24 protein-coding genes are annotated in these 26,920 nt (G+C 72.2%); 11 read left to right on the plus strand and 13 right to left on the minus strand.

Annotated features, from left to right (window positions below):
• Nucleotides 1-87 precede the first annotated feature (87 nt).
• Nucleotides 88-273 (plus strand): hypothetical protein, encoded by a 186-nt coding sequence (locus AMK33_RS20045; protein WP_073934247.1) that lies wholly within the window; start codon nucleotides 88-90, stop codon nucleotides 271-273.
• A gap of 9 nt (nucleotides 274-282) precedes the next feature.
• On the opposite strand, the gene AMK33_RS20050 is transcribed toward AMK33_RS20045, so the two are convergent.
• Nucleotides 283-642, minus strand: a complete 360-nt coding sequence (locus tag AMK33_RS20050) for a metal-sensitive transcriptional regulator (RefSeq protein WP_073934248.1) — start codon at nucleotides 640-642, stop codon at nucleotides 283-285.
• A gap of 239 nt (nucleotides 643-881) precedes the next feature.
• Here AMK33_RS20050 and AMK33_RS20055 point away from each other — a divergent pair, with 239 nt between their 5' ends.
• On the plus strand, nucleotides 882-1,502 hold the full coding sequence (locus AMK33_RS20055) for a DUF47 domain-containing protein (protein ID WP_030864104.1): 621 nt from the start codon (nucleotides 882-884) through the stop codon (nucleotides 1,500-1,502).
• Between the two features lie 7 nt (nucleotides 1,503-1,509).
• Nucleotides 1,510-2,508 (plus strand): low-affinity phosphate transporter PitH, encoded by a 999-nt coding sequence (pitH, locus tag AMK33_RS20060; protein ID WP_073934249.1) that lies wholly within the window; start codon nucleotides 1,510-1,512, stop codon nucleotides 2,506-2,508.
• Between the two features lie 257 nt (nucleotides 2,509-2,765).
• Here the strand turns inward: pitH and pstB are convergent, their stop codons facing one another.
• The 10 genes from pstB to AMK33_RS20110 all read right to left on the minus strand — a co-directional run bounded on the left by pstB (nucleotide 2,766) and on the right by AMK33_RS20110 (nucleotide 13,889).
• On the minus strand, nucleotides 2,766-3,542 hold the full coding sequence (gene pstB / locus AMK33_RS20065; protein WP_073934250.1) for a phosphate ABC transporter ATP-binding protein PstB: 777 nt from the start codon (nucleotides 3,540-3,542) through the stop codon (nucleotides 2,766-2,768).
• Nucleotides 3,543-3,576: 34 nt separating this feature from the next.
• On the minus strand, nucleotides 3,577-4,632 hold the full coding sequence (gene pstA, locus AMK33_RS20070) for a phosphate ABC transporter permease PstA (RefSeq protein WP_073934251.1): 1,056 nt from the start codon (nucleotides 4,630-4,632) through the stop codon (nucleotides 3,577-3,579).
• Nucleotides 4,629-5,633 carry a phosphate ABC transporter permease subunit PstC gene (pstC, locus tag AMK33_RS20075; RefSeq protein WP_073934252.1) on the minus strand — a complete coding sequence of 335 codons (1,005 nt, stop codon included), beginning with the start codon at nucleotides 5,631-5,633 and terminating at the stop codon, nucleotides 4,629-4,631. Before pstC ends, pstA begins: the two co-directional genes overlap by 4 nt.
• Before the next feature lie 132 nt (nucleotides 5,634-5,765).
• A complete protein-coding gene (pstS, locus tag AMK33_RS20080; protein ID WP_073934253.1) occupies nucleotides 5,766-6,893 on the minus strand; it encodes a phosphate ABC transporter substrate-binding protein PstS in 1,128 nt (375 codons plus the stop codon).
• Between the two features lie 235 nt (nucleotides 6,894-7,128).
• The gene (locus AMK33_RS20085; protein WP_073934254.1) at nucleotides 7,129-7,587 is read right to left on the minus strand and encodes an NUDIX hydrolase; all 459 of its coding nucleotides are present in this window, start codon (nucleotides 7,585-7,587) and stop codon (nucleotides 7,129-7,131) included.
• 15 nt (nucleotides 7,588-7,602) lie between these two features.
• Nucleotides 7,603-8,808, minus strand: coding sequence for a CHAD domain-containing protein (locus AMK33_RS20090; RefSeq protein ID WP_073934255.1), 1,206 nt, complete (start codon nucleotides 8,806-8,808; stop codon nucleotides 7,603-7,605).
• Complete coding sequence (locus tag AMK33_RS20095; protein ID WP_073934256.1) at nucleotides 8,789-11,023, minus strand: RNA degradosome polyphosphate kinase; 2,235 nt, start codon at nucleotides 11,021-11,023, stop codon at nucleotides 8,789-8,791. Before AMK33_RS20095 ends, AMK33_RS20090 begins: the two co-directional genes overlap by 20 nt.
• A 564-nt stretch (nucleotides 11,024-11,587) precedes the next feature.
• On the minus strand, nucleotides 11,588-12,589 hold the full coding sequence (locus AMK33_RS20100; RefSeq protein WP_073934257.1) for an ABC transporter permease: 1,002 nt from the start codon (nucleotides 12,587-12,589) through the stop codon (nucleotides 11,588-11,590).
• Nucleotides 12,586-13,467 carry an ABC transporter ATP-binding protein gene (locus tag AMK33_RS20105; protein ID WP_073934258.1) on the minus strand — a complete coding sequence of 294 codons (882 nt, stop codon included), beginning with the start codon at nucleotides 13,465-13,467 and terminating at the stop codon, nucleotides 12,586-12,588. The genes AMK33_RS20100 and AMK33_RS20105 overlap by 4 nt, the downstream gene beginning before the upstream one ends.
• Nucleotides 13,464-13,889, minus strand: coding sequence for a GntR family transcriptional regulator (locus AMK33_RS20110; protein WP_073934259.1), 426 nt, complete (start codon nucleotides 13,887-13,889; stop codon nucleotides 13,464-13,466). The genes AMK33_RS20105 and AMK33_RS20110 overlap by 4 nt, the downstream gene beginning before the upstream one ends.
• 142 nt (nucleotides 13,890-14,031) lie before the next feature.
• Between AMK33_RS20110 and AMK33_RS20115 the strand changes: the two genes are divergently transcribed.
• The 7 genes from AMK33_RS20115 (at nucleotide 14,032) to AMK33_RS20145 (ending at nucleotide 23,738) form a co-directional block, all read left to right on the plus strand.
• Nucleotides 14,032-15,420 carry a helix-turn-helix domain-containing protein gene (locus AMK33_RS20115; protein WP_073934260.1) on the plus strand — a complete coding sequence of 463 codons (1,389 nt, stop codon included), beginning with the start codon at nucleotides 14,032-14,034 and terminating at the stop codon, nucleotides 15,418-15,420.
• Nucleotides 15,421-15,729: 309 nt separating this feature from the next.
• Nucleotides 15,730-18,939 (plus strand): M20/M25/M40 family metallo-hydrolase, encoded by a 3,210-nt coding sequence (locus tag AMK33_RS20120; RefSeq protein ID WP_073934261.1) that lies wholly within the window; start codon nucleotides 15,730-15,732, stop codon nucleotides 18,937-18,939.
• 159 nt (nucleotides 18,940-19,098) lie between these two features.
• Nucleotides 19,099-19,641 carry an RNA polymerase sigma factor gene (locus AMK33_RS20125; RefSeq protein WP_073934263.1) on the plus strand — a complete coding sequence of 181 codons (543 nt, stop codon included), beginning with the start codon at nucleotides 19,099-19,101 and terminating at the stop codon, nucleotides 19,639-19,641.
• Nucleotides 19,638-20,513, plus strand: coding sequence for a hypothetical protein (locus AMK33_RS20130; protein WP_073934264.1), 876 nt, complete (start codon nucleotides 19,638-19,640; stop codon nucleotides 20,511-20,513). Before AMK33_RS20125 ends, AMK33_RS20130 begins: the two co-directional genes overlap by 4 nt.
• Nucleotides 20,514-20,677: 164 nt before the next feature.
• Entirely contained in the window at nucleotides 20,678-21,538 is an 861-nt protein-coding gene (locus AMK33_RS20135; protein ID WP_073934265.1) for an ABC transporter ATP-binding protein, read from the plus strand.
• Nucleotides 21,535-23,058 carry an ABC transporter permease gene (locus tag AMK33_RS20140; protein WP_073934266.1) on the plus strand — a complete coding sequence of 508 codons (1,524 nt, stop codon included), beginning with the start codon at nucleotides 21,535-21,537 and terminating at the stop codon, nucleotides 23,056-23,058. The genes AMK33_RS20135 and AMK33_RS20140 overlap by 4 nt, the downstream gene beginning before the upstream one ends.
• Complete coding sequence (locus tag AMK33_RS20145; RefSeq protein ID WP_235618145.1) at nucleotides 23,055-23,738, plus strand: ABC transporter; 684 nt, start codon at nucleotides 23,055-23,057, stop codon at nucleotides 23,736-23,738. Before AMK33_RS20140 ends, AMK33_RS20145 begins: the two co-directional genes overlap by 4 nt.
• Here AMK33_RS20145 and mshD read toward each other — a convergent pair.
• On the minus strand, nucleotides 23,698-24,624 hold the full coding sequence (mshD, locus tag AMK33_RS20150; RefSeq protein WP_073934268.1) for a mycothiol synthase: 927 nt from the start codon (nucleotides 24,622-24,624) through the stop codon (nucleotides 23,698-23,700). The genes AMK33_RS20145 and mshD overlap by 41 nt on opposite strands.
• A gap of 148 nt (nucleotides 24,625-24,772) precedes the next feature.
• Between mshD and AMK33_RS20155 the strand changes: the two genes are divergently transcribed.
• Complete coding sequence (locus tag AMK33_RS20155; protein ID WP_073934269.1) at nucleotides 24,773-26,608, plus strand: bifunctional metallophosphatase/5'-nucleotidase; 1,836 nt, start codon at nucleotides 24,773-24,775, stop codon at nucleotides 26,606-26,608.
• Nucleotides 26,609-26,680: 72 nt separating this feature from the next.
• On the opposite strand, the gene AMK33_RS20160 is transcribed toward AMK33_RS20155, so the two are convergent.
• Nucleotides 26,681-26,860 carry a DUF1737 domain-containing protein gene (locus tag AMK33_RS20160; RefSeq protein WP_073934271.1) on the minus strand — a complete coding sequence of 60 codons (180 nt, stop codon included), beginning with the start codon at nucleotides 26,858-26,860 and terminating at the stop codon, nucleotides 26,681-26,683.
• Between the last annotated feature and the right edge of the window lie 60 nt (nucleotides 26,861-26,920).

A 26,920-nucleotide genomic window follows, 5' to 3' on the forward strand; every position in this document is an offset into this window, starting at 1 on the left:
AGTGACCGGCCTGAACTAGCCCTTCCGTGCCATGCGCGGTGTGTAGGGCGCTCCCTACTCTAGGAAGTCGGTGACGACAGAGGTGAGGTGAGGCGCGTGGCACCGCTCGGCGGTGGGACGGTTCCGGTTCAGGACCACGTGGCGCTCGCCGAGATCGAACTCTGCGGGGAGCTGATCATCGCCGCATCCAACGCCGAGGAGCGGCTCAGTCTGGAGAGCATCGACGAGGTGCTGAGGGTGGCCGAGGCGCGGGCGGAGCCGGACCGTCCCTGACACGGCCGGTCAGGTCCGGAGCATGCGGGCGATGGCCTGCGTCGCCTCCTTGACCTTCGCGTCGATCTCGTCGCCGCCCTTGACGGCCGCGTCCGCGACGCAGTGGCGCAGGTGCTCCTCCAGCAGTTGCAGCGCGAACGACTGCAGCGCCTTGGTGGAGGCGGACACCTGGGTGAGTATGTCGATGCAGTAGACGTCCTCGTCGACCATGCGCTGCAGGCCGCGGATCTGGCCCTCGATGCGGCGCAGGCGTTTGAGGTGCTCCTGCTTCTGCTTGTGGTAGCCGTGGACGCCGCGGTCGTGATCGGTCACGATGTCCGTCGCGTCCGGGGCGAAGGGCGCGTCCGCGCCGGTCTCGGTGGTCGTCATCGCGTCCTCCTGGTGCACTGACGGGCGACACATACCCCTGGTGGGTATATGGTAGCGAACTTTGCTGGGTATAGGCCTCTTGGCCGATGACATGCGCAGCGGCCGGAAACGGACCACGGACCGCCCCCGTACTCATCACTCTGCCCGATGGGCGACACTGGGGGGCGGCCCGTTCGTCGTGGCCGGATGATGCGCCTAGCATCAGCCTGACCGAAACCGATGCTCACCGAGGACCCCACGTGCGCTTTCGTCTGACCCCCAGGGAGACGAGCTTCTACGACATGTTCGCCGCGTCCGCGGACAACATCGTCACGGGCTCGAAGCTCCTGATGGAACTGCTCGGGGCGGACCCCTCCGCCCGGGCCGAGATCGCAGAGCGTATGCGGGCCGCGGAACACGCAGGTGACGACGCCACGCATGCGATCTTCCACCAGCTGAACTCCTCGTTCATCACGCCGTTCGACCGCGAGGACATCTACGCCCTGGCGTCCTCCCTCGACGACATCATGGACTTCATGGAGGAGGCCGTCGACCTGGTCGTCCTCTACAACATCGAGGAACTGCCCAAGGGCGTCGAGCAGCAGATCGAGGTCCTGGCACGGGCGGCGGAGCTGACCGCGGAGGCCATGCCGCACCTGCGCACCATGGAGAACCTCACCGAGTACTGGATCGAGGTCAACCGGCTGGAGAACCAGGCCGACCAGATCCACCGCAAGCTGCTGGCCCACCTCTTCAACGGCAAGTACGACGCGATCGAGGTGCTGAAGCTCAAGCAGATCGTGGACGTACTGGAGGAGGCGGCCGACGCCTTCGAGCACGTGGCGAACACGGTGGAGACCATCGCCGTCAAGGAGTCCTGAGCCCTTCATGGACACCTTCGCTCTGGTCGTGACCATCGGCGTCGCGCTCTTCTTCACGTATACGAACGGCTTCCACGACTCGGCGAACGCGATCGCCACGTCCGTGTCGACGCGGGCGCTGACGCCCCGGGTGGCGCTGGCGATGGCGGCCGTGATGAACCTCGCCGGCGCGTTCATGGGGTCCGGGGTCGCCAAGACCGTCAGTGAGGGTGTGATCCAGACACCCGAAGGGTCCAAGGGGATGGGGATCCTCTTCGCCGCGCTGGTGGGGGCGATCGTCTGGAACCTGATCACCTGGTACTTCGGGCTGCCGTCGTCGTCGTCGCACGCGTTGTTCGGGGGCATGGTCGGGGCCGCGCTGGCCGGGGGGACGACCGTCTACTGGCACGGGGTGCTCGACAAGATCGTCATCCCGATGTTCGTGTCGCCGGTCGTCGGTCTGCTCGCCGGTTATCTGGTGATGACCGTGATCCTGTGGATCTTCCGGCGGGCCAATCCGCACAAGGCCAAGCGGGGGTTCCGGATCGCGCAGACGGTTTCCGCGGCGGGGATGGCCCTCGGGCACGGTCTGCAGGACGCGCAGAAGACGATGGGCATCGTGGTGATGGCGCTGGTCATCGCGGATGTCGAGGATTACGGCGATCCGATTCCGGTGTGGGTGAAGATCGCTTGTGCGGTGATGTTGTCCGCGGGGACGTACGCGGGTGGGTGGCGCATCATGCGGACGTTGGGGCGGAAGATCATTGAGCTTGATCCGCCTCAGGGGTTCGCCGCGGAGACGACTGGTGCGTCGATCATGTTCGGGTCGGCGTTCCTGTTTCACGCGCCGATCTCCACTACGCATGTGATCACTTCGGCGATCATGGGTGTGGGGGCGACGAAGCGGGTCAATGCCGTGCGGTGGGGGGTGGCCAAGAACATTGTTCTCGGGTGGTTCATCACCATGCCGGCGGCGGCTGTTGTGGCTGCGTTGTCGTTCGGGCTGGTGAATCTGGCTGTGCTGTAGCCGGGCCGGCCGGTGCTCGGTGTTGGTGCCGGGCGGAGGTCGTTTCGCAGCCCGGCGTTTGCGGGGTGCCGCCGTGCCCACCCGTGCCGCCCCAGCGGCACGACTGCCCGCAGTTGGGCGGCGAGGGTGCCCGCAGTGACGTGGCAGTGATGCCCGCAGGTGTGCAGGTACGTGGAAGGGCCCGCCCCCGGGAGCCGGGGGCGGGCCCTTTTGTGCCTCGCGGTGGCACCGCCATGCAGCACCGCGAGGGGCAGTGGTCAGCCGAAGCGGCCGGAGATGTAGTCCTCCGTGGCCTGGACCGACGGGTTGGAGAAGATGCGTTCCGTGTCGTCGATCTCGATCAGCTTGCCGGGCTGGCCGACGGCCGCCAGGTTGAAGAAGGCGGTGCGGTCGGAGACGCGGGCCGCCTGCTGCATGTTGTGCGTCACGATGACGATCGTGAACTGCTCCTTCAGCTCGCCGATCAGGTCCTCGATGGCGAGGGTGGAGATCGGGTCCAGGGCGGAGCAGGGCTCGTCCATGAGGAGGACGTTCGGCTCCACCGCGATCGCCCGCGCGATGCACAGGCGCTGCTGCTGACCGCCGGAGAGGCCCGAGCCCGGCTTGTTCAGGCGGTCCTTGACCTCGTTCCAGAGGTTCGCGCCCTTGAGGGACTTCTCGACGATGTCGTCGAGCTGGGACTTCTTGTACTTGCCGTTCAGGCGCAGGCCCGCCGCCACGTTGTCGTACACCGACATCGTGGGGAACGGGTTCGGGCGCTGGAAGACCATGCCGACCTCACGCCGTACCGCCACCGGGTCGATGCCGGCGCCGTACAGGTTCTCGTCGTCGAGCATGACCTTGCCGTCGACCCGGCCGCCGGGCGTCACCTCGTGCATGCGGTTGAGCGTGCGCAGGAAGGTGGACTTGCCGCAGCCGGACGGGCCGATGAAGGCGGTCACCGAGCGGGGTTCGACGGTCATCGAGATGTCCTCGATGGCCAGGAAGGAGCCGTAGTAGGCGTTGAGGCCGCTGACGTCGATGCGCTTGGCCATGGGTATCACTTCTTCTTTCGGGTCCGGGAGGGCCTTAGCGACCGGTCTTCGGGGCCTTCCAGCGGGCGATGCCGCGGGCCACGAGGTTGAGGATCATGATGAACGCGATGAGCGTCAGGGCCGCCGCCCAGGCACGGTCGTGCGAGGCGTCGGAACCGGCGCCGAACTGCAGGTAGATGTACATCGGCAGCGATTCCTGCGGGTCCTGGAACGGGTTGGCGTTGATGAAGTCCGTGCCCCAGACCAGCAGCAGCACGGGGGCCGTCTCGCCGGTGATGCGGGCGATCGCGAGCATCACGCCCGTGATGATGCCGCCGATCGACGTCGGCAGGACCACCTTCAGGATCGTGCGCCACTTCGGCACGCCGAGAGCCAGGGACGCCTCGCGCAGCTCGTTCGGGACGAGCTTGAGCATCTCCTCGGTGGAGCGGACGACGACCGGGATCATCAGGATCGACAGGGCCAGCGAGCCGGCGAAGCCGGACGGGCCCATCTTCAGGATGAGGACCCACAGGCTCAGGATGAACAGACCCGCGACGATCGACGGGATGCCCGTCATGACGTCGACGAAGAAGGTGACGGCCTTGGCGAGCCTGCCGCGCCCGTACTCGACCAGGTAGATCGCGGTGAGCACACCGACCGGCACGGAGATCAGGGCGGCGAGGCCGACCTGTTCCAGGGTGCCGAGCATGGCGTGGTAGATGCCGCCGCCGGGCTCGGCGTCGGCGACCACGCCCATCGAATGGGTGAGGAAGAAGACGTCGAGGACCTTCACGCCGCGCTCGACCGTCTCCCACAGGAGGGAGGCCAGCGGGGTCACGGCCAGCAGGAAGGCGACCCAGACCAGGCTGGTCGCGGTGCGGTCCTTGGCCTGGCGGCTGCCCTCGATCTTCGCGGAGACGGCGTAGGAGCCGACGACGAAGAGGACCGCGGCGATCAGGGCCCACTGGATGTCGCTGTCCAGGCCGGCCGCGGCACTGATGCCGTAGCCCAGGGCGAGGGAGCCGGCGGCGACCGCCCAGGGGAACCACTTGGGCAGGGTCGCGCCGCGCAGGGAGCTGCGCTTGGCGGAAAGAGTCGCGTTGCTCATGCGTTGGCCCCCGAGTACTCCTTGCGGCGGGCGATGATCAGGCGGGCCGCGCCGTTGACCAGCAGGGTGATGACGAAGAGCACCATGCCGGAGGCGATCAGCGCGTCCTGGCCCATCACGGTGGCCTCGTTGAACTTGCTGGCGATGTTCTGGGCGAAGGTGCCGCCGCCCGCGTCGAGCAGGCTGGCGCTGATGTCGAAGGACGGCGAGAGCACCATGGCCACGGCCATCGTCTCGCCGAGCGCGCGGCCGAGACCCAGCATCGAGGCGGAGATGACGCCGGAGCGGCCGAAGGGCAGCACCGACATGCGGATGACCTCCCAGCGCGTGGCGCCGAGGGCCAGGGCCGCCTCCTCGTGCATGCGCGGGACCTGGCGGAAGACCTCGCGGCTGACGTTGGTGATGATCGGCAGGATCATCAGGGCGAGCAGGATGCCGACGGTGAGCAGCGACCGCGCGGGGCCGCCCTCCCACGCGAAGAGGCCGGTCCAGCCGAGGTAGTCGTCGAGCCAGCCGTAGAGGCCGTCCATGTGCGGCACCAGGACGATGGCGCCCCACAGGCCGTAGACGATGGACGGGACGGCGGCGAGCAGGTCGATCACGTACGCGACGGTGCCGCCGAGCCGGCGGGGGGCGTAGTGCGTGATGAACAGGGCGATGCCGACCGAGATCGGGACGGCGATGGCCATGGCGATGATCGACGACACGATGGTGCCGAAGGCCAGGACGGCGATGCCGAACTCCGGCGGGACGCCGGTGGGGTTCCACTCGAAGGACGTGAAGAAGTTGGCTTCGTCCTTGCTGATGGCCAGCGAGGCGCGGTAGGTGAGGAAGGCCGCGATGGCGGCCATCAGGACCAGGACGAAGATGCCGGATCCGCGGGAGAACCCGAGGAATATCCGGTCACCGGGGCGGGTGGCGCCGCGCGTGGCGCGCTTGTCCTCGGGCGCGGCCGGTCCGGGTGCGGGGGGAGCGGCGGGTTTCTGTGTGGTGATGTCCATCGGGTTCTCCGGTCTGCGGAGCCGCCGGGTCGGGCGGCTCGGTCGGAGCCGCCGTGCTCCGGGGGCTCCTGTTGGCGGTGCACCGGACGGTGCGGACCGGCACCGTGATCGGGGCCGGTCCGCACACTCGGGTCAGGCGAGGCTCGAGATGGTCTCGCGGACCTTGGTGATGATCTCCTCGGGCATCGGGGCGTAGCCCGCGTCGGCCAGCAGGGCCTGGCCGTCCTCGGAAGCCATGTAGTTCAGGAAGGACTTGGTGGTGGGGAGGGTCTCCGCCTTGTTGCCCTTGTCGCAGACGATCTCGTACGTCACGAGGACGAGCGGGTAGGCGCCGTCGGCCTCCGGGGTGTAGTCCAGCTCCAGCGCGAGGTCCTTGCCGGTGCCGACGACCTTGGCGGCGCCGATGGCGGCGGTGGCGTTCTCGATGGTGGCCTCGACCGGCTCGGCGGCTTCGGTCTTGAGGGAGACGGTCTTCATGCCGTCCTTGGCGTAGGACAGCTCCATGTAGGAGATCGCGCCCGAGGTCTGCTTCACCTGCTGGGCGACACCGGCGGACTGCGGAGCGGACTGGCCGCCCTTCGCCTGCCAGGCCTTGCCGCCCTCGTACTTCCAGTCGTCGGGCGCGGCGGCCTTCAGGTACTTGGTGAAGTTGTCCGTGGTGCCGGACTCGTCGGAGCGGTGGAAGGCCTGGATCTTCAGGTCGGGGAGCTCGGCGTCGGGGTTGAGCTTCGCGATCGCCTCGTCGTTCCAGTTGGTGATCTTGCTGTCGAAGATCTTGGCGAGGGTCGACGCGTCCAGGACGAGGCTGTCGACACCCGGAACGTTGAAGCCGACGGCGATCGGGCCGCCGACCATCGGCAGGTCGATGCCCTGGCCGCCGGAGCAGATCTTCTTCGAGGCCTCGATCTCCTCGGGCTTCAGCGCGGAGTCCGAACCGGCGAACGCGGTCTGGCCCTGGGTGAAGGCCGTGATGCCGGCGCCCGAACCGGTCGGGTTGTAGTTGACCTGCACGCCCTTGCACGCCGCGGCGTACTGCTTGACCCAGGCGTCGATGGCGTTCTTCTGGGCGGAAGAGCCGGAGGCCTGGAGCTGGCCCTTGGCGTCGCCGCAGTCGATGTTGCCGGCCTGCGCGGTGGCGGAGGCGTCGCCGCCGTTGCTGTTGCCGGTGTCGTCGGAGCCGCACGCCGTGAGGGCCAGGGCGCCGGAGACGGCGAGAGCGCCGAGAGCGAGGGCCCGCCGGTTCTTGCGCTGAAGCTTCACTTGAGTCCCTTCCAGTGCCGCCGTCCTGAATTCGGCGGCGTGCGAAGTGTGGGTGACACGGTCACCCATCCATCTCTTCGGGCGATCCGCATCGCGTAAGGCCGAAATTAGGCAGAACAGGTGAAGCAGCCGATTGGCGTACATGAACGTGCGGTGAACCCCTGGGGACGGTGCGGTGAGGTCACGGAACGCTTACGTCGAGGACACGGGGGGATACCGGGCGGGAACGGGACACTCACCGTTCCGGGCGGAGGGTGGCGAGGAGGGCGTCCACCAGGTCGGCGTCCCCGGGCTCGGTGAGGCGGGCGCGGGCGGCGTCCGGGGGGAGCCAGAGGACGCGGTCGACCTCGTCGTTCGGGGCGAACGCGCCGGAGACGGCTTCGGCCGCCCAGTAGCGGACCCGCTTCGGGCGGCCTCTGGCCAGGTAGTGCGCGCTGGGGAGCTCGGCGGCCGGGACGGCGGTGTGGCCCGTCTCCTCGGCGACCTCGCGCAGGGCGCCGGCCAGCGGGTCCTCGCCGCGCTTGAGCTTGCCCTTGGGCCAGGACCAGTCGTCGTACTTCGGCCGGTGTACGAGACAGAGCTCGAGCTCGCCGGTCACGGGGGAACGGCGCCACAGGACGCAGCCGGCGGCCTGGACGGTGAGGGTGCGGTGCGGCGCGTGCGCGTGTCCGTGCGCGGAGCGCGGGGTGCTCACCGGGTGCCTCCCTGTCTATAACGTGCCGGCGGCTTCCTTCCGCCAGGCCCGCTGGAACGCGTACCGCGCCGCCTCCACCTCATGCCGCTGGTCGGCGTGGAGCACGCCCAGCGCGTACGCCGTGGCCGGGGCGATCCGCGGGGTGCGAGCCGCCTGCGCGGCGGCTGCCGCGGCCTCGGAGGCGTCGCGGTGCCGGTCCAGTGCCTCGCCGGCGGCGAGGAGGGCCGGGTCCGGGCCGGCGTGGAGGACCTCCAGGGCGTAGCGGTGCAGGCGCAGGAGGAGGCGGACCTGGTGCCAGGGGGCGTCCTGCGGGTGCGGGGCGGGGTCCGGGGAGAGCCCGTGGATCAGCGCCTCGGCGTTGTACGGGCTGCCCGCGGTGAGCAGGGGCAGCGCGGCGACGGCGTCGGCGAGCCGCTCGCGCGCGGCGTCGGCGAGCGGGCGGAGGTCGGCGCCGGCTGCCGCCGGGGACAGGGGGACCTCGCTGGCGAGTACGGCCACCTTGTCGGCGATCGCGTGGAAGCGGGAGGAACCCAGTGCCTGGAGGGCGGTGGAGTGGGCTCGGGTGCGGGCCAGGGTCAGTTGGCGGTCCAGCAAGGCGCCGGCCTTGGCGGCGCCTACGGTGAGGTTGCCTCGGTCGGGGGCGGGGATGACGGTGCCGTTGGCTGATTTGGAGAGGACGCCGGTTGCACCCTTGCTGCTGTGACGACCGGGGTCGGTGTGGGTCGCTTCCGGTGCCAGGGGGGCGGGGGGCGGGGTTGCGCTGCTCGGCGCCGACGAGGTGCCTCCCCCAGAGGGGGTACCCCCAGCGCCCACCCGTGCCGCCCCGGCGGCACGACTGCCCGCAGGCTGCGGACGTGTGGTGTCCGCAGGCTGGGGAACGGGCAGAGCGCCCGACAGGCGGTGGAGGGCCTGGAGGAGTTGGTTCAGGCGGGAGGTGTAGGTGTGCTCCAGGGCCAGGGTGGCGGAGACCCAGGCCAGTTCGGGGCGCATCGCCTCCGACCAGTCGGGGTCCAGGACCGGCTGGAAGGTGTGCAGGCTCGAGCTGACGCGGCGGGCCGCGCGGCGCAGCGCGCGGGCCGCCTCGACGGAACCCTCCGACGCCGCCGCGCCCGCACCGGTCTCCCGGTGGAGGCGCAGCGCGCGGAGGAACTCGGTCGCCTGGGCCCGCAGATAGCCGGCCAGGGCCGTGGGGTCCGTCGGGTCAGGGTGTAGCTGTGCCACGCCGGCGCCTCCGGGCGTCTATGAGCATCTCCTGGACGTTGCGCAGGGGCTGGCCGTCCGCGTCCGTCGCGTGCCGGGTCCACTCGCCGTCCGCGGCGAGGTGCCAGGACTGGGTGGTGTCCGACATGCCGGTCTCCAGCAGCCGGTTCAGAGCCGCCCGGTGAGCGGGGTCGGTGACCCGTACCAGCGCCTCTATACGGCGGTCGAGGTTGCGGTGCATCATGTCCGCGCTGCCGAACCACACCTCGGGCTCGCCGCCGTTGCCGAAGGCGAAGACCCGGGAGTGTTCGAGGAAGCGGCCGAGGACGGACCGTACCCGCACGTTCTCCGACAGGCCCGCCACGCCCGGCCGGATCGCGCAGATGCCGCGCACCCAGATGTCCACCGGGACGCCCGCCTGCGACGCCCGGTAGCAGGCGTCGATGACGGCCTCGTCGACCATCGAGTTGACCTTGATGCGGACGTAGGCGGGCCGCCCGGCGCGGTGGTGCTGGGCCTCCTTGTCGATGCGGGAGACCAGGCCGTCCCGCAGGGACTTGGGGGCGACGAGGAGGCGCCGGTAGGTCTCGCGGCGGGAGTAGCCGGAGAGCCGGTTGAACAGGTCGGAGAGGTCCGCTCCGACCTGCGGGTCGGCGGTGAGCAGCCCGAGGTCCTCGTAGAGGCGGGCCGTCTTCGGGTGGTAGTTGCCGGTGCCGACATGGCTGTAACGCCGTAGCGTCTCGCCCTCCTGACGGACCACCAGGGACAGCTTGCAGTGGGTCTTCAGACCGACCAGGCCGTACACGACGTGGCAGCCGGCCTCCTCCAGCTTGCGCGCCCACTTGATGTTCGCGTGCTCGTCGAAACGCGCCTTGATCTCGACCAGGACCAGCACCTGCTTGCCGGCCTCGGCGGCGTCGATCAGCGCGTCGACTATGGGGGAGTCGCCCGAAGTGCGGTACAGCGTCTGCTTGATGGCCAGCACGTCGGGGTCCTCGGCGGCCTGCTGCAGGAACGCCTGCACCGACGTGGAGAACGAGTCGTACGGATGGTGCAGCAGCACGTCCCGGCTGCGCAGGGCGGCGAAGACGTCGGGCTGGGACGCCGATTCGACCTCCGCCAGGTCGCGGTGCGTGCCGGCGATGAACTTCGGGTACTTCAGCTCGGGCCGGTCCAGGCCGTGGATGCGGAAGAGACCGGTGAGGTCGAGCGGGCCCGGCAGCGGGTACACCTCCGCCTCGCCGACCTTCAGTTCGCGCACCAGCAGGTCCAGCACGTCACGGTCGATGGACTCCTCGACCTCGAGGCGCACCGGCGGCCCGAAGCGGCGCCGCATGAGCTCCTTCTCCAGCGCCTGGAGCAGGTTCTCCGCGTCGTCCTCCTCGACCTCCAGGTCCTCGTTGCGGGTGAGCCGGAAGGCGTGGTGCTCCAGCACCTCCATGCCCGGGAACAGCTCCTCCAGGTGCGCGGCGATGACGTCCTCGATGGGGACGTACCGGCCGGGGGAGCTCTCCAGGAAGCGGGACAGCAGCGGCGGCACCTTGACCCGCGCGAAGTGCTTGTGGCCGGTGACCGGGTTGCGTACGACCACGGCCAGGTTCAGCGACAGGCCCGAGATGTACGGGAAGGGATGCGCGGGGTCGACCGCGAGCGGGGTGAGGACCGGGAAGATCTGGTGCCGGAAGAGGGTGAACAGGCGGGCCTGCTCCTTCTCCGCCAGCTCGTTCCAGCGGACCAGGTGGATGCCCTGCTCCGCGAGCGCGGGGGCGACGTCCTCGTGGTAGCAGGCGGCGTGCCGGGCCATCAGCTCGCGGGAGCGGGCCCAGATCATCTCCAGCACCTCGCGCGGCTGGAGACCGGAGGCGGAGCGGGTGGCGACACCGGTGGCGATACGGCGCTTCAGTCCGGCCACGCGGACCATGAAGAACTCGTCCAGGTTGCTGGCGAAGATCGCGAGGAAGTTGGCGCGCTCCAGCAGCGGGGTGTCGGGATCCTCGGCGAGTTCGAGGACGCGCTCGTTGAACGCGAGCCAGCTTCGTTCCCGGTCGAGGAAACGGCCCTGCGGGAGCGGGGTGGCGCCGTCGGCCGGCGATTCCTCGTAACCGTCGAGGTCCGCGTCGATGTCGGGATCCAGGTCGGAGACGGATCCGGCCACGGTGTGCGGGCGGTGGGCGGCGATGGAGCCCACGGAGGGCTGCGGGTGCTGTACCTGTGCCTGGGTGCTGGGCTGGCTCATGGCCCCATTGTTCCGCGCCACCGGCGTCACGGGCGCGTCGGAAAACGCGGGTGGGAGCGGTGGTGGCCCTGAGGCGTTCCCGTTCCCCCCGTTCACCCTTCGGGGCGGCGAAGCCTCTGGCACGGCGGGATTCATTGGCCGAGCGTCGCAAGCCTGTCTGAATCGATGGTTACGGAGACATGACGTCCGGGATATCGGGCGGCGGCTCACGGGAGACGTACGGCCCCCGGTACGGGGAGCCCCGTACGCCCCCTCCCGCCGCCGGACGCCGCGCGGCGGACCCAGCGGCGGGACGCCGACGGGAGCGGATGCCCCGCCGGGTGGGCCGGGGTGTCCCACCGGGGCGGCCTGCCGGAGCGGCCAGTCGGAGCGGCCCGCCGCCAGCGGGTTCGCTTCCGGTGTGGCCTCGGGGCCCGCGTCCGGGAGCGGTCTGACGGATTCGCCGGCGGCGTCCTTCACCGGGAGGGACGTACGGGCGTGCGGGTCAGGCCGTGCGGTGTGTGTGCGGCACCGTGCGGTGTGCGTGCGGTGCCGGCCGGGGTCGGGCCGGCGTGGGCGTGCCGTTCATCCGGTGGTCTTTCCGGTGCGGTGGCGCAGCAGCCGGAAGGCGGTCAGGGCCGCCAGGACGGCGACGAGGAGCAGGGCGCCGGAGGCGACCAGCTGGAGCGGCCAGTAGTGGGCGGCGGGGTGGAAGTCGCGGTAGAAGCTGACGGCGCCCAGGTCGGCCAGGGTCGAGCCGCACCCGGGTATCCCGCCGCTGAGGCAGGGAGCGGCCAGCCGGTCGCCGTCGGCGGTCAGGATGCCCTCGCCGACCCAGATGCCCGACCCGAGCGGGCCCTCCCCCAGCCTGCTGACCTCGGTGACCGCGGGCCACAGATGCGGCAGGGCGGCGTGGACGGCCGCCCACAGCGCCCCGAGCACGACGGCGGCCGTGGCGAGCGCGGCCATCGCACGGCGCAGCAGCAGCCCCGTGAGGACGCCCACGGCCAGTCCGGCAAGGGCCAGGGCCACCGGGACGGTGCCGTTGGCGTAGAACGTGGGGAAGTGGTCCCACGACAGGGCGGTGTCGACGCGGCCGTCGGCCGCCGTCCAGGCCAGGCGGTGCAGCCAGACCAGCAGACCGGTCGCGGCGGCGGTCAGCACGGCCGGGAAGGCGAGCCGGGAGGCCAGCCAGCGGGCCGGGGAGACACTCTGGGTCCAGGCGAGGCGGGCCGTGCCGGACTCCATCTCACGGCCGGTCAGCGAGCCGCCGGCCCAGGCGGCGACCAGGAACGGCACGGCGAGCACGGCGAAGGTCGTGTAGTTGTAGACGTCCTTGTAGAGCAGGATCGAGCTCTGGTCGTAGGCGCAGGTCGGGCTGAAGCCGCAGGCGTTGTACTCCTTCCAGGCCGCCGCCGAGGCGTCGGTGAGCGGGCCGCCGAGCCACAGCAGGGCCGCGCCGAGCAGCAGCGTGATCGCCGCGCCGGTGAGGAGGGCCGGGCGGTGCAACCGGTACAGCCAGCGCAGCTGCCGGGGCGAGGGTGCGGGGCGGTCGGTGGTGGCCGGGGCGGTCAGGGTGGCGGTCATACGGCGGCCTCCAGGGTGTCGGCCGGGGTGAGGGCCTCGGGGTTGCGCAGGTAGGACAGGACGAGCTCCTCCAGGGACGGCGCACCGGTGCTCCAGTCGCCGGGCAGCGGGCCGGACGGGCGGATCAGCGCGCTGACCTGGCGGCCGGTGGTGCGGGACTCCACGACGTCGTGCGGGGCCAGGTCGGTCGCCGCCGGGGCGGAGACGCGGGTGTGGGCGGCCAGCAGGTCGTCGATCTCGCCGGCCAGGCGGACCCGGCCGCCGCCGACCAGCAGCAGGTGGTCACAGGAGTCCTCCAGCTCGGCGACGACGTGCGAGGACATCACGATCGTCGTGCCGTGCGCGGCGGCCTGCCCCATCAGTACGCCCATCAGCTCGTGCCGGGCCAGCGGGTCGAGGTCGGCCATCGGCTCGTCCAGGAGCAGCAGTTCGGGCCGCTTGGCGAGGGCGAGCGCGAGGGCCACGCGGGTGCGCTGGCCACCGGAGAGGGCGCGGATCCGCTTGCCCGGGTCCAGGTCGCCGCCGGCCACGATCCGCCGCGCGGTGTCCGCGTCCCAGCGGCCGGGGTTCAGATCGGCGCCCATGCGCAGCGTCTCGTCGACCGTGAGCTGCGGGTACAGCGGCTTGTCCTGGTCGACGAAGCCCACCCGGGGGCGGGCCGACGCCGGGTCGGTGCCGAGGACGGTGATCGTGCCGTCGGTGGGGGCGAGCAGCCCGGCGGCGATCGCGAGCAGCGTGGACTTGCCCGCGCCGTTGGGGCCGACGACGGCGCAGACGCGGCCGGTGGGCAGCCGGAAGGAACAGTCGCGCAGCGCCCACGCGGCACGCCGGCCGAAGCGCTTGCCGAGCGCGTCCGCCTCGATGGCCGGGACGGTCATGACGGGTCTCCCTGAGAGGTCTTCGGATGTGCGGGGTCCGGCGTTCGCGCCGGGTAGTGGGTTTCGAGTACTGCGGTGAAGAGCGCGGCCACGTCCTCCCGCTCCAGGCCGGCCGCACGGGCCCGCGCCGCCCAGTCCTCCAGCTCCGCGCGCAGCGGGGAGTCGGCGGGGGCGGCGCCCAGGGAGCGCCGTACGAAGGTGCCGAGGCCGCGCCGGGCCTCCACCAGGCCCTCGCGTTCCAGCTCGCGGTAGGCCTTCAGCACGGTGTTGGGGTTCACGGCGGTGGCCTCGACGACCTCGCGGGCCGTGGGCAGCTTGTCGCCGGGCTCCAGCAGGCCCAGGCGCAGGGCCTGTTTGGTCTGCTGCACGATCTGGACGTAGGTGGCCACGCCGCTGCGCCGGTCGATCCGGTAGTCGACCACTCGACAACCACCCTTTCACTAATTGAGTAGTGAAAGGGTGGTGCAAGTGATCCGGAAAAGTCAAACGCGCCACTTCATTGACGCGGCGCGCCGTCCCCCTCTGTCCTGTCGGGAGGCGGAAGCCGCGACTGGGGGAGAGGTCATGACGGGCGGAGCGGACGAAGCGCGGTGGGCGGAGTTCGGGCGGCTGTTGCGCTCCCTGCGCAGGGCGGCCGGGCTGACCCAGCTCCAGCTCGGTCTGCGGGTGGGCTACCACCATTCCCTCGTCAGCAAGTTGGAGGCCGGTCTGCGCGAGCCGCCCGTCGGGCTGGTGCGCCGGCTCGACGCCGTCCTGGAGACCGACGGCGAACTGGCCGCCGCCGTCGCGGCGCCGCGCGCGGTGCCGTACCGGCCGGGCTTCCCGGCGGACCCCACGCTGTTCGCCCCGCTGCCCGGCGCGGACCTCACGGCCGGTCCTGAGGCGCCGGACCCCGGGCTGTGGCCGTCGCGGCTGCCAGCCGAGGGGCTCGCGTGCCCGCTGCACGGCAACGCGGGGTGCGCGGTGCCCGACCGGGGTGAGTTACCGGCGCTGCTGGACAGCGCGGTGCCGCACACCGGCACGGCGTACGCGGAGCCGGAGCTGCTGCACGGGCTCACCGCCGTGCTGGCCTGCCTGATCAGGGAGGCGTTCCAGCGGGCCACCGGCGGCCGGGTGGCCGCCGTCGAGGGGCTGGCGCGGGTCGTGGCGCGGTGGGCCGCCGAGATCGGCGCCGCCGGCCGGCTGCCCTACGGGCAGTTGCGGCTGGCCGCGCAGTACGCGCAGGTCGCCGGGCGGCTGCGGATGGAGCGCGGGCAGAGCGGCGTCGCCATGGCCTGGTTCGGTCACGGACTGCGCTGGGCGGACGCCGTCCGGGACGTCCCGGCCCGGGCCACCCTGCTCAGCGACATGTGCACCCTGGTCCGGCTCGACGGGGACGCCGGGTCGATGCTCGCGTACGCGGCGGGCATCGGCGCGGTGGACGCCCGGCGGCGGTGGACGGCCACCCTGTCCGGCCTCTACCAGGCCCGCGCTCATGCCCTCGCCGGCGACGCCGCGGAGTGCCGCCGCCATGTCGCGTCGGCCCGGCGGAAGTTCGCCCGCCTCGACGGACGGGACCTCCTCGAAGCGCCCTGGCTGGCCGGGACCGAGGGCGAGATGCGGGTCGACTCCGCGATCGGCGGGGCCCTGCGCGACCTCGCCGTGGCCACCGGTGACCGCGCGGCGGCCCGGCGGGCGGTCGCCGCCACCGCGCGGTCGTGCGCCCAGGTGCCGCCGCAGATGCGGGCCACCCGCCTGCTGCTCACCCTGCGCCTGGCGGACTGCTGGGCCTGCGCCGGCGACCCCGCGGCGGCCGTCGACCTGGCCGGTGAGGTGCTGGAGGAGGCCGTGCGTTCCCGGGAGTCGATGGTCGGCGCGGAGCTGCGCGGGCTGCACAGCCGCCTCGACGGGCGGTGGCGCGACCTTCCGGAGGTCAGGGAGTACCGGGAGCGGCTGCTGGACGTGCGGGAGTGACCGTGCGGGGTGGCGGGAGTGGCCGCGCGGAAGTGGCAGAAGTGGCCGCGCGGGGGTGGCAGAAGTGGCCGCGCGGAAGTAAAGCGGCCCGCCCCGCCGCCACTTGACGGATTTTGACAGGTCTGGACCACCTCCGTACGGCCGTTGATTCCGGCACGGAGCGGTGTGAGGGTTCCGCCAGCCCGCGACATGACATGTAAGCGTCAGCCGGTCGAGCGGGTGTGCCGCCACGTCCCGGGGCCGCCCGTACAGGCGTGCCAGGGGACGGGGCGGCCCAGTGAGCCTCCCCACCTCTCACAAGGAGCCACGATGCTCAGAAGAACCGCGATGGCCGGGGTGTCCCTGGCCCTGGCCATCGGGGGGGTGTCGGTACCGGCCTCCCTCGCGTCCGCCGCGCCGGGAACCGCACCCGCCGCCGCCCCCGACGAACCCACCCCCGTCGAGAAGGCCGTCGCCGCCGCCGACCGGGCCGTGCGCAGCGGCCTCGACGCCCTGACCAGCGGCGGCGAGGAAGAGCAGTACGACCGCCGGCAGGTCACCCCGTGGGGCGGCAAGGACCTGTACTCCGTCGCCTACGAACGCACTTACCACGGGCTGCCGGTGGTGGGCGGCGACGCCGTCGTCCTCGCCGACGGCGAGGGCCGGGTCCGCGCCGTCCAGTCCGCCACCGAGACCGCCATCGCGGTCCCCACCGAGGCCCGGATCAAGGCGGAGAAGGCGGAGCGGACCAGCCGCGCCGAACTCGCCTCGGTCGAGAAGACCGACTCGCGACGGCTCGTGGTCCACGTCAAGGACGACGTCCAGACCCTCGCCTGGGAGACCGTGCTCCTCGGCACCACCGAGGACGAGGAGCCCAGCCGGCTCCACGTCTTCGTGGACGCCCGCACCGGCAAGGTCGTCGACAGCTACGACGACGTACGGGCGGGCACCGGCCACAGCGAGTGGAACGGCCCCGATCCGCTGACCATCGACACCTCCCGCTCGGGCAGCGGCTACGCGCTGCGTGACGCCACCCGCCCCGGACTCCAGTGCTCGGACTACAGCGGCGGCCTCTTCACCGGCACGGACGACGACTGGGGCACCGGCAACGCCTCCAGCAAGGAGACCGGCTGCGTCGACGTCATGTTCGCGGCGCAGCAGCAGTGGAACATGCTCGACGACTGGCTCGGCCGCAACGGCCACAACGGCAACGGCGGAAGCTGGCCGGTGCGCGTGGGCCTCAACCAGCTCAACGCCTACTGGGACGGCTCCACTGTCACCATCGGCCACAACAGCGCCGGCAAGTGGATCGCCGGAATGGACGTGGTGGCCCACGAGTTCGGCCACGGACTGGACTCCAACACCCCCGGCGGCGCCCGCCACGAGAGCGGCCTCGGCGAGGCGACCGGCGACATCATGGGCGCCCTGACCGAGGCGTACACGAACCAGCCGGCCCCGTACGACACCCCCGACTACACCGTCGGTGAGGAGATCGACCTCCAGGGCCGCGGCCCGATCCGCAACATGTACAACCCCCGGCTGGTCAACAACGACCCCGACTGCTACTCGGCCGCCATCCCCAACACCGAGGAGCACGCGGCCGCCGGACCCATGAACCACTGGTTCTACCTCCTGGCCGAGGGCTCCAGCCCCGGTGGCGGCAAGCCCTCCAGCCCCACCTGCGACGGCAGCCAGGTGACCGGCATCGGCATCCAGAACGCCGGAAGGATCTTCTACGGCGGCATGCTGCTCAAGACCAGCGGCATGACCTACAAGCGGTACCGCACCGCAACCCTCACCGCGGCGAAGAACCTGGACGCGTCCTGCGACCTGTTCGACGCGACGAAGGCCGCCTGGACCGCCATCGACGTCCCCGCCCAGAGCGGTGACCCGACCTGCACCGCGCGGCAGACCGACTTCTCCCTGGCACTCAGCCCGGCGAGCGGCAGCGTCGACGCCGGCGCCACCGCCACCGCCACGGTCGGCACCACCACCGTCTCCGGCGACCCCCAGCAGATCTCGCTGACCGCCACCGGCGCCCCGCCGGGTGTGAACGTCACCTTCAGCCCGGCCACCGTCACCTCGGGCAACAGCTCCACCATGCGGGTCTCCACCACGGCCGGCACGGCCGCCGGAACCTACCCGCTCACCGTGCGGGGCACCGCGGGCGGCAAGTCCCACACCGTCCAGTACGTCCTCACCGTCGACGGCGGCACCACACCGGGCACCCCGCCCGACGTGGACGTGGCCCGGGTCCAGGCGCACCTGACGCAGTTCCAGGGCATCGCCGCGCAGAACGGCGGCAACCGCCGCGCCACCGGGACCGGTTACGACGCCTCCCTCGCCTACGTCAAGAGCAGGCTCCAGGCGGCCGGCTACACGGTCACCGAGCAGACCTGCACCTCCGGCTGCTCCGCCGGCGCGGGCGACAACCTGATCGCCGAGTGGCCGGAGGGCGACGCGAACAGCGTCTACATGTTCGGCGCCCACCTCGACGGCGTCTCCGCGGGCCCCGGCATCAACGACAACGGATCGGGATCCGCCGTACTCCTGGAGGCGGCGCTCACCCTGGCCGAGCAGAACCCCACCATGAAGAACCGGGTCCGCTTCGCCTGGTGGACCGACGAGGAGCAGGGCCTGAACGGCTCCGACTTCTACGCCAGGACGCTCTCCGCCACCGAACGCTCCCGCGTCAAGGCCTACTACAACTTCGACATGGTGGCCTCCGTCAACGGCGGCTACTTCATCAACAACCTCGGCTCCGCGGCCTCCGGGCCGATGAAGGAGTACTGGGACTCCCTCGGACTCGCCCCCCAGGAGAACGTCGAGGGCCAGGGCCGCTCCGACGACTACTCCTTCCAGCAGGTCGGCATCCCCACCTCCGGCTACGCCACCGGCGCCTCCGCGCGGAAGTCCGCCGCCGAGGCCGCCAAGTGGGGCGGCACCGCGGGCGCTTCCTACGACCCGTGCTACCACTCCGCCTGCGACACCACCTCCAACATCAGCGCCACGGCCCTGAACCGCAGCGCGGACGGCGTCGCGTACACCCTCTGGAAGACCGCCGTCGGCGACACGCCCGCCCCGACGGACGACTTCTCGATCTCCGCCGACCCGGCCTCGGGCACCGTCGACCCGGGCTCCTCCGCCACGGTCACCGTGCGCACCGCCACCACCAGCGGCGACCCGCAGAACGTGCGCCTGTCGGCGTCGGGCGCGCCGGCCGGGGTGAGCGTGTCCTTCTCGCCGGGCTCGGTGACCTCGGGCCAGTCCTCGACCGCCACCGTCGAGGTCGCGCCGGGCACGGTGAGCGGCACCTACACCCTGACCCTCACGGGCACGGGCTCGGTCACCCACACCACCACCTACACCCTCACCGTGAGCGGCGACGGCGGCGGCGAGACGACCTGGCGACTGGGCGCCACCTACGCGGCCGGCGACATCGTGACCTACGACGGCGTCCGCTACCGGTGCATCCAGGGCCACACCGCCTATCCGGGCTGGGAACCGCCGAACGTCCCGGCCCTGTGGGGGGTGATATGAACCTGAACACATGAGTCGGGGGGTGGCCCGAAGAGGCGGTGGGGTGCATGGGCACCCCACCGCCTCGCGGCGTCCGCCGCCGCGGAAGGGCCCCGGAGAACCGGGAAAGACGACCGCGATCCCGTGAACCGATCGGCGGGGGTCGTCCGATGAGGGGGCGTGAGCGAAACGAGAAGCGACGGGGAGCTGCTGCGCGCCGTCGCGGCGGACGGGGACCGGCGCGCCTTCGAGGAGCTGTACCGGCGGTACGCGCCGTGGCTGACCGCCCGGATGCGCGGCCGGTGCGCCGACGCGGGGATCGTGGACGACGTCGTACAGGAGACGTTCCTGGCGGTGTGGCGGGGGAGCGCGCGGTACCGGGAGGACGGGGACGCGGCCGGCTGGCTGTGGCGGATCGCCTCCCGCCGGCTGGTCGACGCCCTGCGCGGCGCCGGTGCGCGCGGCCGGCTGCGGCAGACGCTGGCGCGGCTGCGGCACCGGGACGAGGCGTCGGCGGAGGACCGCGTGCTCGCGGGGGTGGAGCACGGGGACCTCGCCGGTGCGCTGGTCCGGCTGTCGCCGGAACTGCGCGCGGTGCTCCAGGCGACGGTCGTCGACGGGCTGACCACCCGTGAGGCCGCCGTCCTGCTCGGCATCCCGCCGGGCACGGTCAAGACGCGGGCGATGCGGGCCCGCAGGCAACTCCGGGAGGCACTGGCATGACGTACGGAACGACGGGCGGTACGTCCGGGGGCGGCACCGGCTGGCACGTGTCCGAGGAGGACCTGCGGGCCTACGCGCGCGGCGGCCTCCCGGCGCCCCTGCTGTGGTCGGCCGACACCCACCTCACCGCCTGCGCGCACTGCCGGGCCGTCCTCGCCGACGTGAGCGACCCCGTCGCCCTCGACGGCGGATGGGAACGGCTCGACGCCGAACTCGACGCGCCCCGGCCCGGATTCCTGGAGTCGCTGCTGCTGCGGCTCGGCATCGCCGACCACACCGCGCGGCTGCTCGCCGCCACCCCGGCGCTGCGCCGCTCCTGGCTGGGCGCGGTCACCGCCGTCCTCCTGCTCACGGTGGCCGTCACCGCCGGCTACGGCACCGGCGGCTCGCCCACCCTCTTCCTCGCCCTCGCACCGCTGCTGCCGCTCGCCGGGGTCGCCCTGTCGTACGGGCCCGCGCTGGACCCGACGTACGAGATGGCGGTCGTCGCCCCGACGCACGGCTTCCGGCTGCTGATGATCCGCACGGTGGCGGCGCTCGGCGCCGGGCTCGGCCTCAACGGGCTGGCCACGCTCGCCCTGCCCGGGTACGGGCTGCGCGCCCTGACCTGGCTGCTGCCCGCCCTCGCGCTCACCGCGACCGCCCTCGCGCTGACCGCCAGACTCGGCCCGGTGCTCGCCCCGTCCCTCGTCGGCGGCGGCTGGATCGCGCTGCTGCTCACGGCGGACGCCGCCCGGGCAGGCGAGGAGGACCCGCTCGCCCCGTTCACCGCGGCCGGGCAGGGCGTGTCGGCGGCGGTCACCGCACTCGCCGCCGCCCTGCTCGTCCTGCTCCGCGACCGCTTCGACCTCAACAGCCGAAGCACGCCCTGACGGCCGCCCGGCTCTCCGCCGAAAGGGGCGAACAGGGCCTGCCGACCCCGGCTCCCCTTCCCCCGCCGGGAGGGCGGGCTGATCATTCCGGCGCCTTCTCTGCCGGGGGTTCGGCTTGATCGCCCCGGCTCTCTCCACCGCCTCCACCTGTACGGGAGTTACGTATGACCCCCACCGTCTCCGCCTCCGGGCTGAGCCTCCGTCACGGCGGTACGCGCGCCCTCGACGACGTGTCGCTGCGGTTGTCCGCCGGTGTCACCGGGCTGCTCGGGCCCAACGGCGCGGGCAAGACCACGCTGCTGCGGGTGCTCGCCACCGCCGTACCGGCCGACCGGGGCTCCTTCACGGTGCTCGGCCACGACCCGGGCACCTCGCGCGGCCGTCAGGAGGTCCGGCGCCGGCTCGGCTATCTGCCGCAGACGCCCGGCTTCCACCCCGACTTCACCGCCTTCGAGTTCGTCGACTACGTGGCGATCCTCAAGGAGCTCACCGACCGCGCCGCCCGCCACCGCGAGGTGCGCGGGGTGCTCGACGAGGCCGGCCTCGGCGACGTACGCGGCAAGCGGATCCGCAAGCTGTCCGGCGGGATGCGGCAGCGGGTGGCGCTGGCGGCGGCGCTCGTCGGCGATCCCGCGTTCCTCGTCCTCGACGAGCCCACCGTCGGACTCGACCCGGAACAGCGCATGCGGTTCCGGGAGCTGATCGCACGGGCCGGTGAGGGCCGCACGGTGCTGCTGTCCACGCACCAGACCGAGGACGTGGCGATGCTCTGCCACCGGGTCGTCGTCCTGGCCGACGGCACCGTCCGCTTCGACGGCACCCCCGCCGAGCTGACCGCGCGGGCCGCCGGCCGGGTGTGGAGCAGCGACGGACGCGACCCGGGCGCGAAGGCCGGCTGGCGCACCGGACTCGGCACCTTCCGCAACGTGGGCGACCCGCCCGCCGGCGCGGACCTCCTCGAACCCACCCTGGAGGACGGCTACCTGCTCACCCTCGACGGCGCCGGCGCGGAGGTGACGGCATGACCACGATGACCGGAACGACATCGGCCCCGTCCGCCGTGACGGCCGCACCCCGCGCGGCCCGGTCGGCGGTGTTCGCCCTCGCCGGTTTCGAGGCGCGCAGACTGCTGCTGCGGGTGCCCGTCCTCATCGCCTTCGCGGTGTACCTCGCCTGGATCGTGTGGCGCACCCGTGACTCGTTCGACGGCTTCCCCGCGCTCCAGGACGCCGACCGGGCCACCCAGGGCGGGCCGCTGCTCGTCGGGCTCGCGGTGCTGCTGTGCGCCAACCACGCGGTGCTGCGTTCGCGCCGGCACGATACGGACCGCCACTTCGCCGTGCTGGTGGTCCAGCCCTGGCGCCGTACGGTCGCGCATCTGCTGTCCGTCGTGCCGGTGACGCTCCTCGCTGCGGTGTGCGTGGCCGGCCAGTTCACCTGGGAGGCGCTCAAGCCGGGCGCCGTCGGGCACGGATCGCCGGGCGAACTCCTCGTCGGGCCGATGTCCGTGCTGCTGCTCGGGGCGTTCGGCGTGTTGCTGGCCCGGCTGGTGTCCGGGCCCCTCGCGGCCCCGCTGCTGATCGTCTTCCTGCTTCTCTTCTCCATGTTCAGCACCGGGGCCGGAGGCGACGGCTGGACCCGGTGGCTGATGCCGTCGGTCGGTGAGAACAGCTCCCTCACCCTGCCCTCCGACCTGCTCGGCCGCCCCGCCGCCTGGCACGCCCTGTACCTCGCGGGCCTCGCGCTGAGCGTGGCGCTGTTGGCGGTGCTGCTCTCCGGCGGCGCCCGGCTGTGGACCGTCCGGGTGGGTGTCGCCGGCGCGGTGGCACTGACGCTGGTGGGCGTGGTGGGCCAGTCCCGGGGCGTGCCGGAGGAGACGACCGAGGCGCGTACGCGGGTCTCGGTCACCCCGGAGAAGGAGCAGCGGTGCGCCGAACGGGACGGCACGACGTACTGCGCCTTCCCGGAATGGGGCCCGCGCACCGACGACTGGGCCGAGGTCGTGGACGACGTACGGTCCCTCGTGGGCGCCGCCGTGCAGGACCGGCAGCTGGTCGTACGGCAGCGGATCGACGCGCGCTACGGTCTGGACGGCGACGCTGCGCTCGCCCCCTCCGCCCGCCCGGGCGAGGTGACCGTCGGCACGTCCTGGGGCGGCAACCGGGTCCCGGAGTTCGCCGCCGCCGTGGCCGGTGTGCTGGTCACGGGGAAGGAGGAGACGGTCGGCGCCATGTGCGACGGCCGGATGGTCACCGTGATGTGGCTGGCCCTCGCCGACCGCCCCGATCCGATGGCCGACCTGCGGGGTGTCCGCCTCGACGACAGCGACACCGGCTCGGCGATCGTCGTCTCGCAGACCGAGCCGCTCCGGATGACCGCCGCACACACGGAACTGGTGCGCGAGCTGCTCCAGCGGCCCCGGGACGAGGCTGCCGCGAAGGTGCGGGCCAACTGGGTCGAGCTGACGGCCCCGAAGGTGACGACGGACCGTGTCGCCCGGGTGCTGGGCCTGGAGGCCCCGGAGGGGGAGGACGAGTGCCTGTGAGCGGGGGAGCGGTGAGCGCGGTGCTGGTCCGGCCGGTGGCACGGACCGTGCCCTGGCGGACGATCGCGGTCGGGGGCGGCCTGGGCCTGCTGCTCGCCGCCGGCCCGAGGATGTGGGGCGACGGCGCGACCGACTGGCTCGCGCTGACCGCCCTGAGGGCGTCCGCGGTGGCCTTCGCGCTGGGCGCGGCCTTCCTGCTGGACGACCCCGCCCGGCACACCACGGCCGTCGTCCCCACCCGGCGCGCAGTCCGCCACGGACTGCGCCTCGCCCTCGTCGCCCCGGTCGCCGCCCTGTGGTGGACGGCGGCCCTGCTCCTCGTCCCCGGGTCCCTGCGCCCCCCGGCCGCCGACGTCACCGTCGAGGCGGCCACGGTCCTCGCCCTCGCCCTGACGGGGTCGGCGTTCGCGATCCGTTGGGGGGACGGCACCCGGCCGGGTCAGGCGGTCGCCGGGTTCCTGCTCGCCTCCGCGATCCTGGCGCCCCTGTTCAGTCCGGGGAGCTGGGCGCTGTTCGTGACGCCCGACGACCCGAAGTGGGCGCTCTCCCACGACCGCTGGACGCTGCTGCTGTGCGCGGTGCTGGCCGTGGGAGCGGTGTGCGCGACGGAGCGGGCCCGGCGCGCCGGGCTCCGCGGGCTCAGGTCTCCGTCCGGTACATCAGGTCCGTCTCGTGCGTGACGAAGCCCAGCCGCTCGTAGACGGAGACCGCAGCCTTGTTGTCGGCGTCGACGTAGAGCATGGCCGTCGGCAGGCCTTGGGCCGCCAGGTGCCGCAACCCGATCGTGGTCAGGGACTTGCCGAGGCCGCCGCCCTGGGCGTCGGGGCTCACCCCGAGGACGTACACCTCCCCGAGGCGCTCCGCCGCGTGCACCTTGGTCCAGTGGAAGCCGACGAGCCGGCTGTCCTTCTCCGCCAGGAAGAACCCCTCGGGGTCGAACCACGCCTCGGCCTTGCGGTCGTCGAGGTCGCGCTGGGTGAGGGCGCCCTGCTCGGGGTGGTGGGCGAACGCGGCGGCGTTCACCGCGAGCCAGGCGGCGTCGTCCCGGCCCGGCACGAAGGTGCGCACGGTCACGCCTTCCGGCAGCACCGGGTCGGGCAGGTCGAGGCCGGCCAACGGCCGCCGCATCTGCCGCAGTTCCCGGAACAGCGTCAGCCCGAGGACCTGCGCGAGGTGCCGGGCGGCGGAGTGGCCGCCGTGCGCCCACACCCGCAGCCGCTTCCCGGAGGCGGCGAGCAGCGCCGAACCGAGCGCCCGCCCGTGTCCGTGGCCCCGGTAGGAGGGGTGCACGACCAGCTCGGCGGCGGGCGGTTCCACCGGATCGGTGTCCTCCAGCTGGGCGTATCCGACGAGTTCGTCGTCGACGGAGAGCAGCAGGTGCGAGACCCCGTCCCGCTCCCCGCCGCGCAGCTGCAACCGCCCCTGCTCGGACACCGCCTGCTGTCCGTCGGTCCGGGCGGCCTCGGCGAGCAGGGCGAGCACCGTCTCGGTCTGTTCGGGGCCGAGCGCGGCATACGTCTGGAGCGAGCGGGGGCGGCCGGGCCGTGCGAAGTCGTCGCTGGTCATGCGTACGAGGTTAAAGGGAGGCGGCCGCAAAACGGACGGCAACGGTGTCGGCGAAAGCTAAACCAGGCCGTAACCTTGAATACCCTGTCGCGCTACGCGCGTTGACTCTAGGCTGCGCCGGTACCCACTCGGACCCTCAGGGGGGCGCATGCCAGCCACATCCCCGGCGCACCACCAGCGCCGCAGACGCCGTACCAACCGTCTCCTCGCGACCGCCGCCGGTGTGCTCACCGCCGGAGCGCTGGCCGCCGCCGCCCTGCCCGGGTCGGCGACCGCGGGCGAGAACCACGGCAGCCACGGCGACAAGGGCACGTCGTACGGCCACCACGGCCGCTACCAGGACGTGCAGCTGCTGTCCTTCAACGACCTGCACGGCAACCTGGAGCCGCCGTCCGGCTCCTCGGGCCGGGTCACCGAACTCCAGCCCGACGGCACGACGAAGACCGTCGACGCGGGCGGTGTGGAGTACCTCGCCACCCATCTGCGCGAGGCGCGCAAGGGCAACCGCTACTCCATCACCGCCGCCGGCGGCGACATGGTCGGCGCGTCCCCGCTCATCTCGGGCCTCTTCCACGACGAGCCCACCGTCGAGGCGCTGAACAAGCTCGATCTGGACGTGACGAGCGTCGGCAACCACGAGTTCGACGAGGGCGCGGCCGAGCTGGCCCGCCTCCAGAACGGCGGCTGCCACCCGGACGAGGGCTGTTACACCGACAAGGAGTTCAAGGGCGCCGACTTCCCGTACCTGGCGGCGAACGTCCTGGACGAGAAGACCGGCAAGCCCCTCCTCAGGCCGTACTGGGTGTGGAAGCAGCGGGGCGTCAAGGTCGGCTTCATCGGCGTGACCCTGGAGGGCACCCCGGACATCGTCTCGGCGGAGGGCGTCAAGGGCCTCGCCTTCAAGGACGAGGTCGAGACGATCAACAAGTACGCCAAGGTGCTCCAGCGCCAGGGCGTGAAGTCGATCGTCGCGCTCATCCACGAGGGCGGCTTCCCGGCCTCGTCCTCCTACAACTACGACTGCGACTCCCCGGGCGCCGGCGACGGCATCTCCGGCCCGATCGCGGACATCGCGAAGAACATCACGCCCCAGGTGGACGCGCTGGTCACCGGCCACACCCACAACGCCTACGTGTGCACCATCCCCGACCCGGCGGGCAAGCCCCGCATGGTCACCTCGGCCGCGTCCTTCGGCCGCCTCTACACGGACACCACGCTGACCTACGACCGCGCGACGGGTGACATCGCCCGTACGGCCGTGAAGTCCGCGAACCACGTGGTCACCCGGGACGTCCCCAAGGCGCCCGACATGACCGCGCTGATCGGCAAGTGGAACACCCTCGCCGCCCCCATCGGCAACCGTCCGATCGGCTACATCTCCGGTGACGTCGTGCGCGACGGCACGGAGTCCCCGCTCGGCGACCTGATCGCCGACGCGCAGCTGGAGTACGGCCGGACGCTGGACGCGGAGACCGACCTGGCGCTGATGAACCCCGGCGGCATCCGCGCGTCGCTCACCTACGCGGCCGGCGGCGCGGAGGGCGACGGTGTGGTGACCTTCGCCGAGGGCTTCACCGTCCAGCCGTTCGCCAACACGGTCAACCTCCAGGACTTCACGGGCGCGCAGGTCGTCCAGGCCCTGAAGGAGCAGGTCAGCGGCCCGAACGAGGCGGCCCCGAAGATCCTCCAGATCTCCTCAGGGCTGACCTACACCCTGGACCTGACGAAGACGGGCGCGGACCGCGTCGCCACGGACTCGATCCGGCTCAACGGCTCGCCCATCGACCCGTCCGCCACCTACCGCGTCGCGACGAACAGCTTCCTCGCGGGCGGCGGCGACGGCTTCCCGACCCTGGGCCAGGGCACGAACGACCTGGTCGGCGAGGACGACCTGGCGGCCCTCGAGCAGTACCTGACCGCCAACTCGACGGCGACAAACCCGCTCGCCCCGCCGAAGGCGGACCGCATCACGATCGTGAGCTGACCTTCCGGGCGGCCGGGGCCGGTACGAGGCGCGTTCACCGCCTCGTACCGGCCCCGACGCGTGCCCGTGCCGCTACCCGGGCCACACGACCGCCTGCGCGACGATCACCCGCTCACCGTCGAAGGTCACCGACGGCCCTTCGTGCAGCAGGTATCCCATCTCCAGCGCCTCGCTCACCCGGCGGCAGAAGGCCGAGTCGTCGGGCCCGGTCAGTACGCGGTAGACGGGCAGCCCGTCCGGTGGTGTCGACATGGGGGAAGCGTGCCACAAACCCCTCTTTCGGGTGATGTGATCAGATCGGCCTGCGCGCTC

Origin of the sequence: Streptomyces sp. CB02400 (genome assembly GCF_001905725.1) — a bacterium.
GTDB lineage: Bacteria > Actinomycetota > Actinomycetes > Streptomycetales > Streptomycetaceae > Streptomyces > Streptomyces atrovirens.

Bases quoted from the DNA above. Each gene is read 5' to 3' on its own strand.
- AMK33_RS20050 (WP_073934248.1), bottom strand. From the start codon at position 642: ATGACGACCACCGAGACCGGCGCGGACGCGCCCTTCGCCCCGGACGCG.
- pitH (WP_073934249.1), top strand. From the start codon at position 1,510: ATGGACACCTTCGCTCTGGTCGTGACCATCGGCGTCGCGCTCTTCTTC.
- pstB (WP_073934250.1), bottom strand. From the start codon at position 3,542: ATGGCCAAGCGCATCGACGTCAGCGGCCTCAACGCCTACTACGGCTCC.
- pstA (WP_073934251.1), bottom strand. From the start codon at position 4,632: ATGAGCAACGCGACTCTTTCCGCCAAGCGCAGCTCCCTGCGCGGCGCG.
- pstC (WP_073934252.1), bottom strand. From the start codon at position 5,633: ATGGACATCACCACACAGAAACCCGCCGCTCCCCCCGCACCCGGACCG.
- AMK33_RS20095 (WP_073934256.1), bottom strand. From the start codon at position 11,023: ATGAGCCAGCCCAGCACCCAGGCACAGGTACAGCACCCGCAGCCCTCC.
- AMK33_RS20100 (WP_073934257.1), bottom strand. From the start codon at position 12,589: ATGACCGCCACCCTGACCGCCCCGGCCACCACCGACCGCCCCGCACCC.
- AMK33_RS20105 (WP_073934258.1), bottom strand. From the start codon at position 13,467: ATGACCGTCCCGGCCATCGAGGCGGACGCGCTCGGCAAGCGCTTCGGC.
- AMK33_RS20115 (WP_073934260.1), top strand. From the start codon at position 14,032: ATGACGGGCGGAGCGGACGAAGCGCGGTGGGCGGAGTTCGGGCGGCTG.
- AMK33_RS20120 (WP_073934261.1), top strand. From the start codon at position 15,730: ATGCTCAGAAGAACCGCGATGGCCGGGGTGTCCCTGGCCCTGGCCATC.
- AMK33_RS20130 (WP_073934264.1), top strand. From the start codon at position 19,638: ATGACGTACGGAACGACGGGCGGTACGTCCGGGGGCGGCACCGGCTGG.
- AMK33_RS20135 (WP_073934265.1), top strand. From the start codon at position 20,678: ATGACCCCCACCGTCTCCGCCTCCGGGCTGAGCCTCCGTCACGGCGGT.
- AMK33_RS20140 (WP_073934266.1), top strand. From the start codon at position 21,535: ATGACCACGATGACCGGAACGACATCGGCCCCGTCCGCCGTGACGGCC.
- mshD (WP_073934268.1), bottom strand. From the start codon at position 24,624: ATGACCAGCGACGACTTCGCACGGCCCGGCCGCCCCCGCTCGCTCCAG.
- AMK33_RS20155 (WP_073934269.1), top strand. From the start codon at position 24,773: ATGCCAGCCACATCCCCGGCGCACCACCAGCGCCGCAGACGCCGTACC.
- AMK33_RS20160 (WP_073934271.1), bottom strand. From the start codon at position 26,860: ATGTCGACACCACCGGACGGGCTGCCCGTCTACCGCGTACTGACCGGG.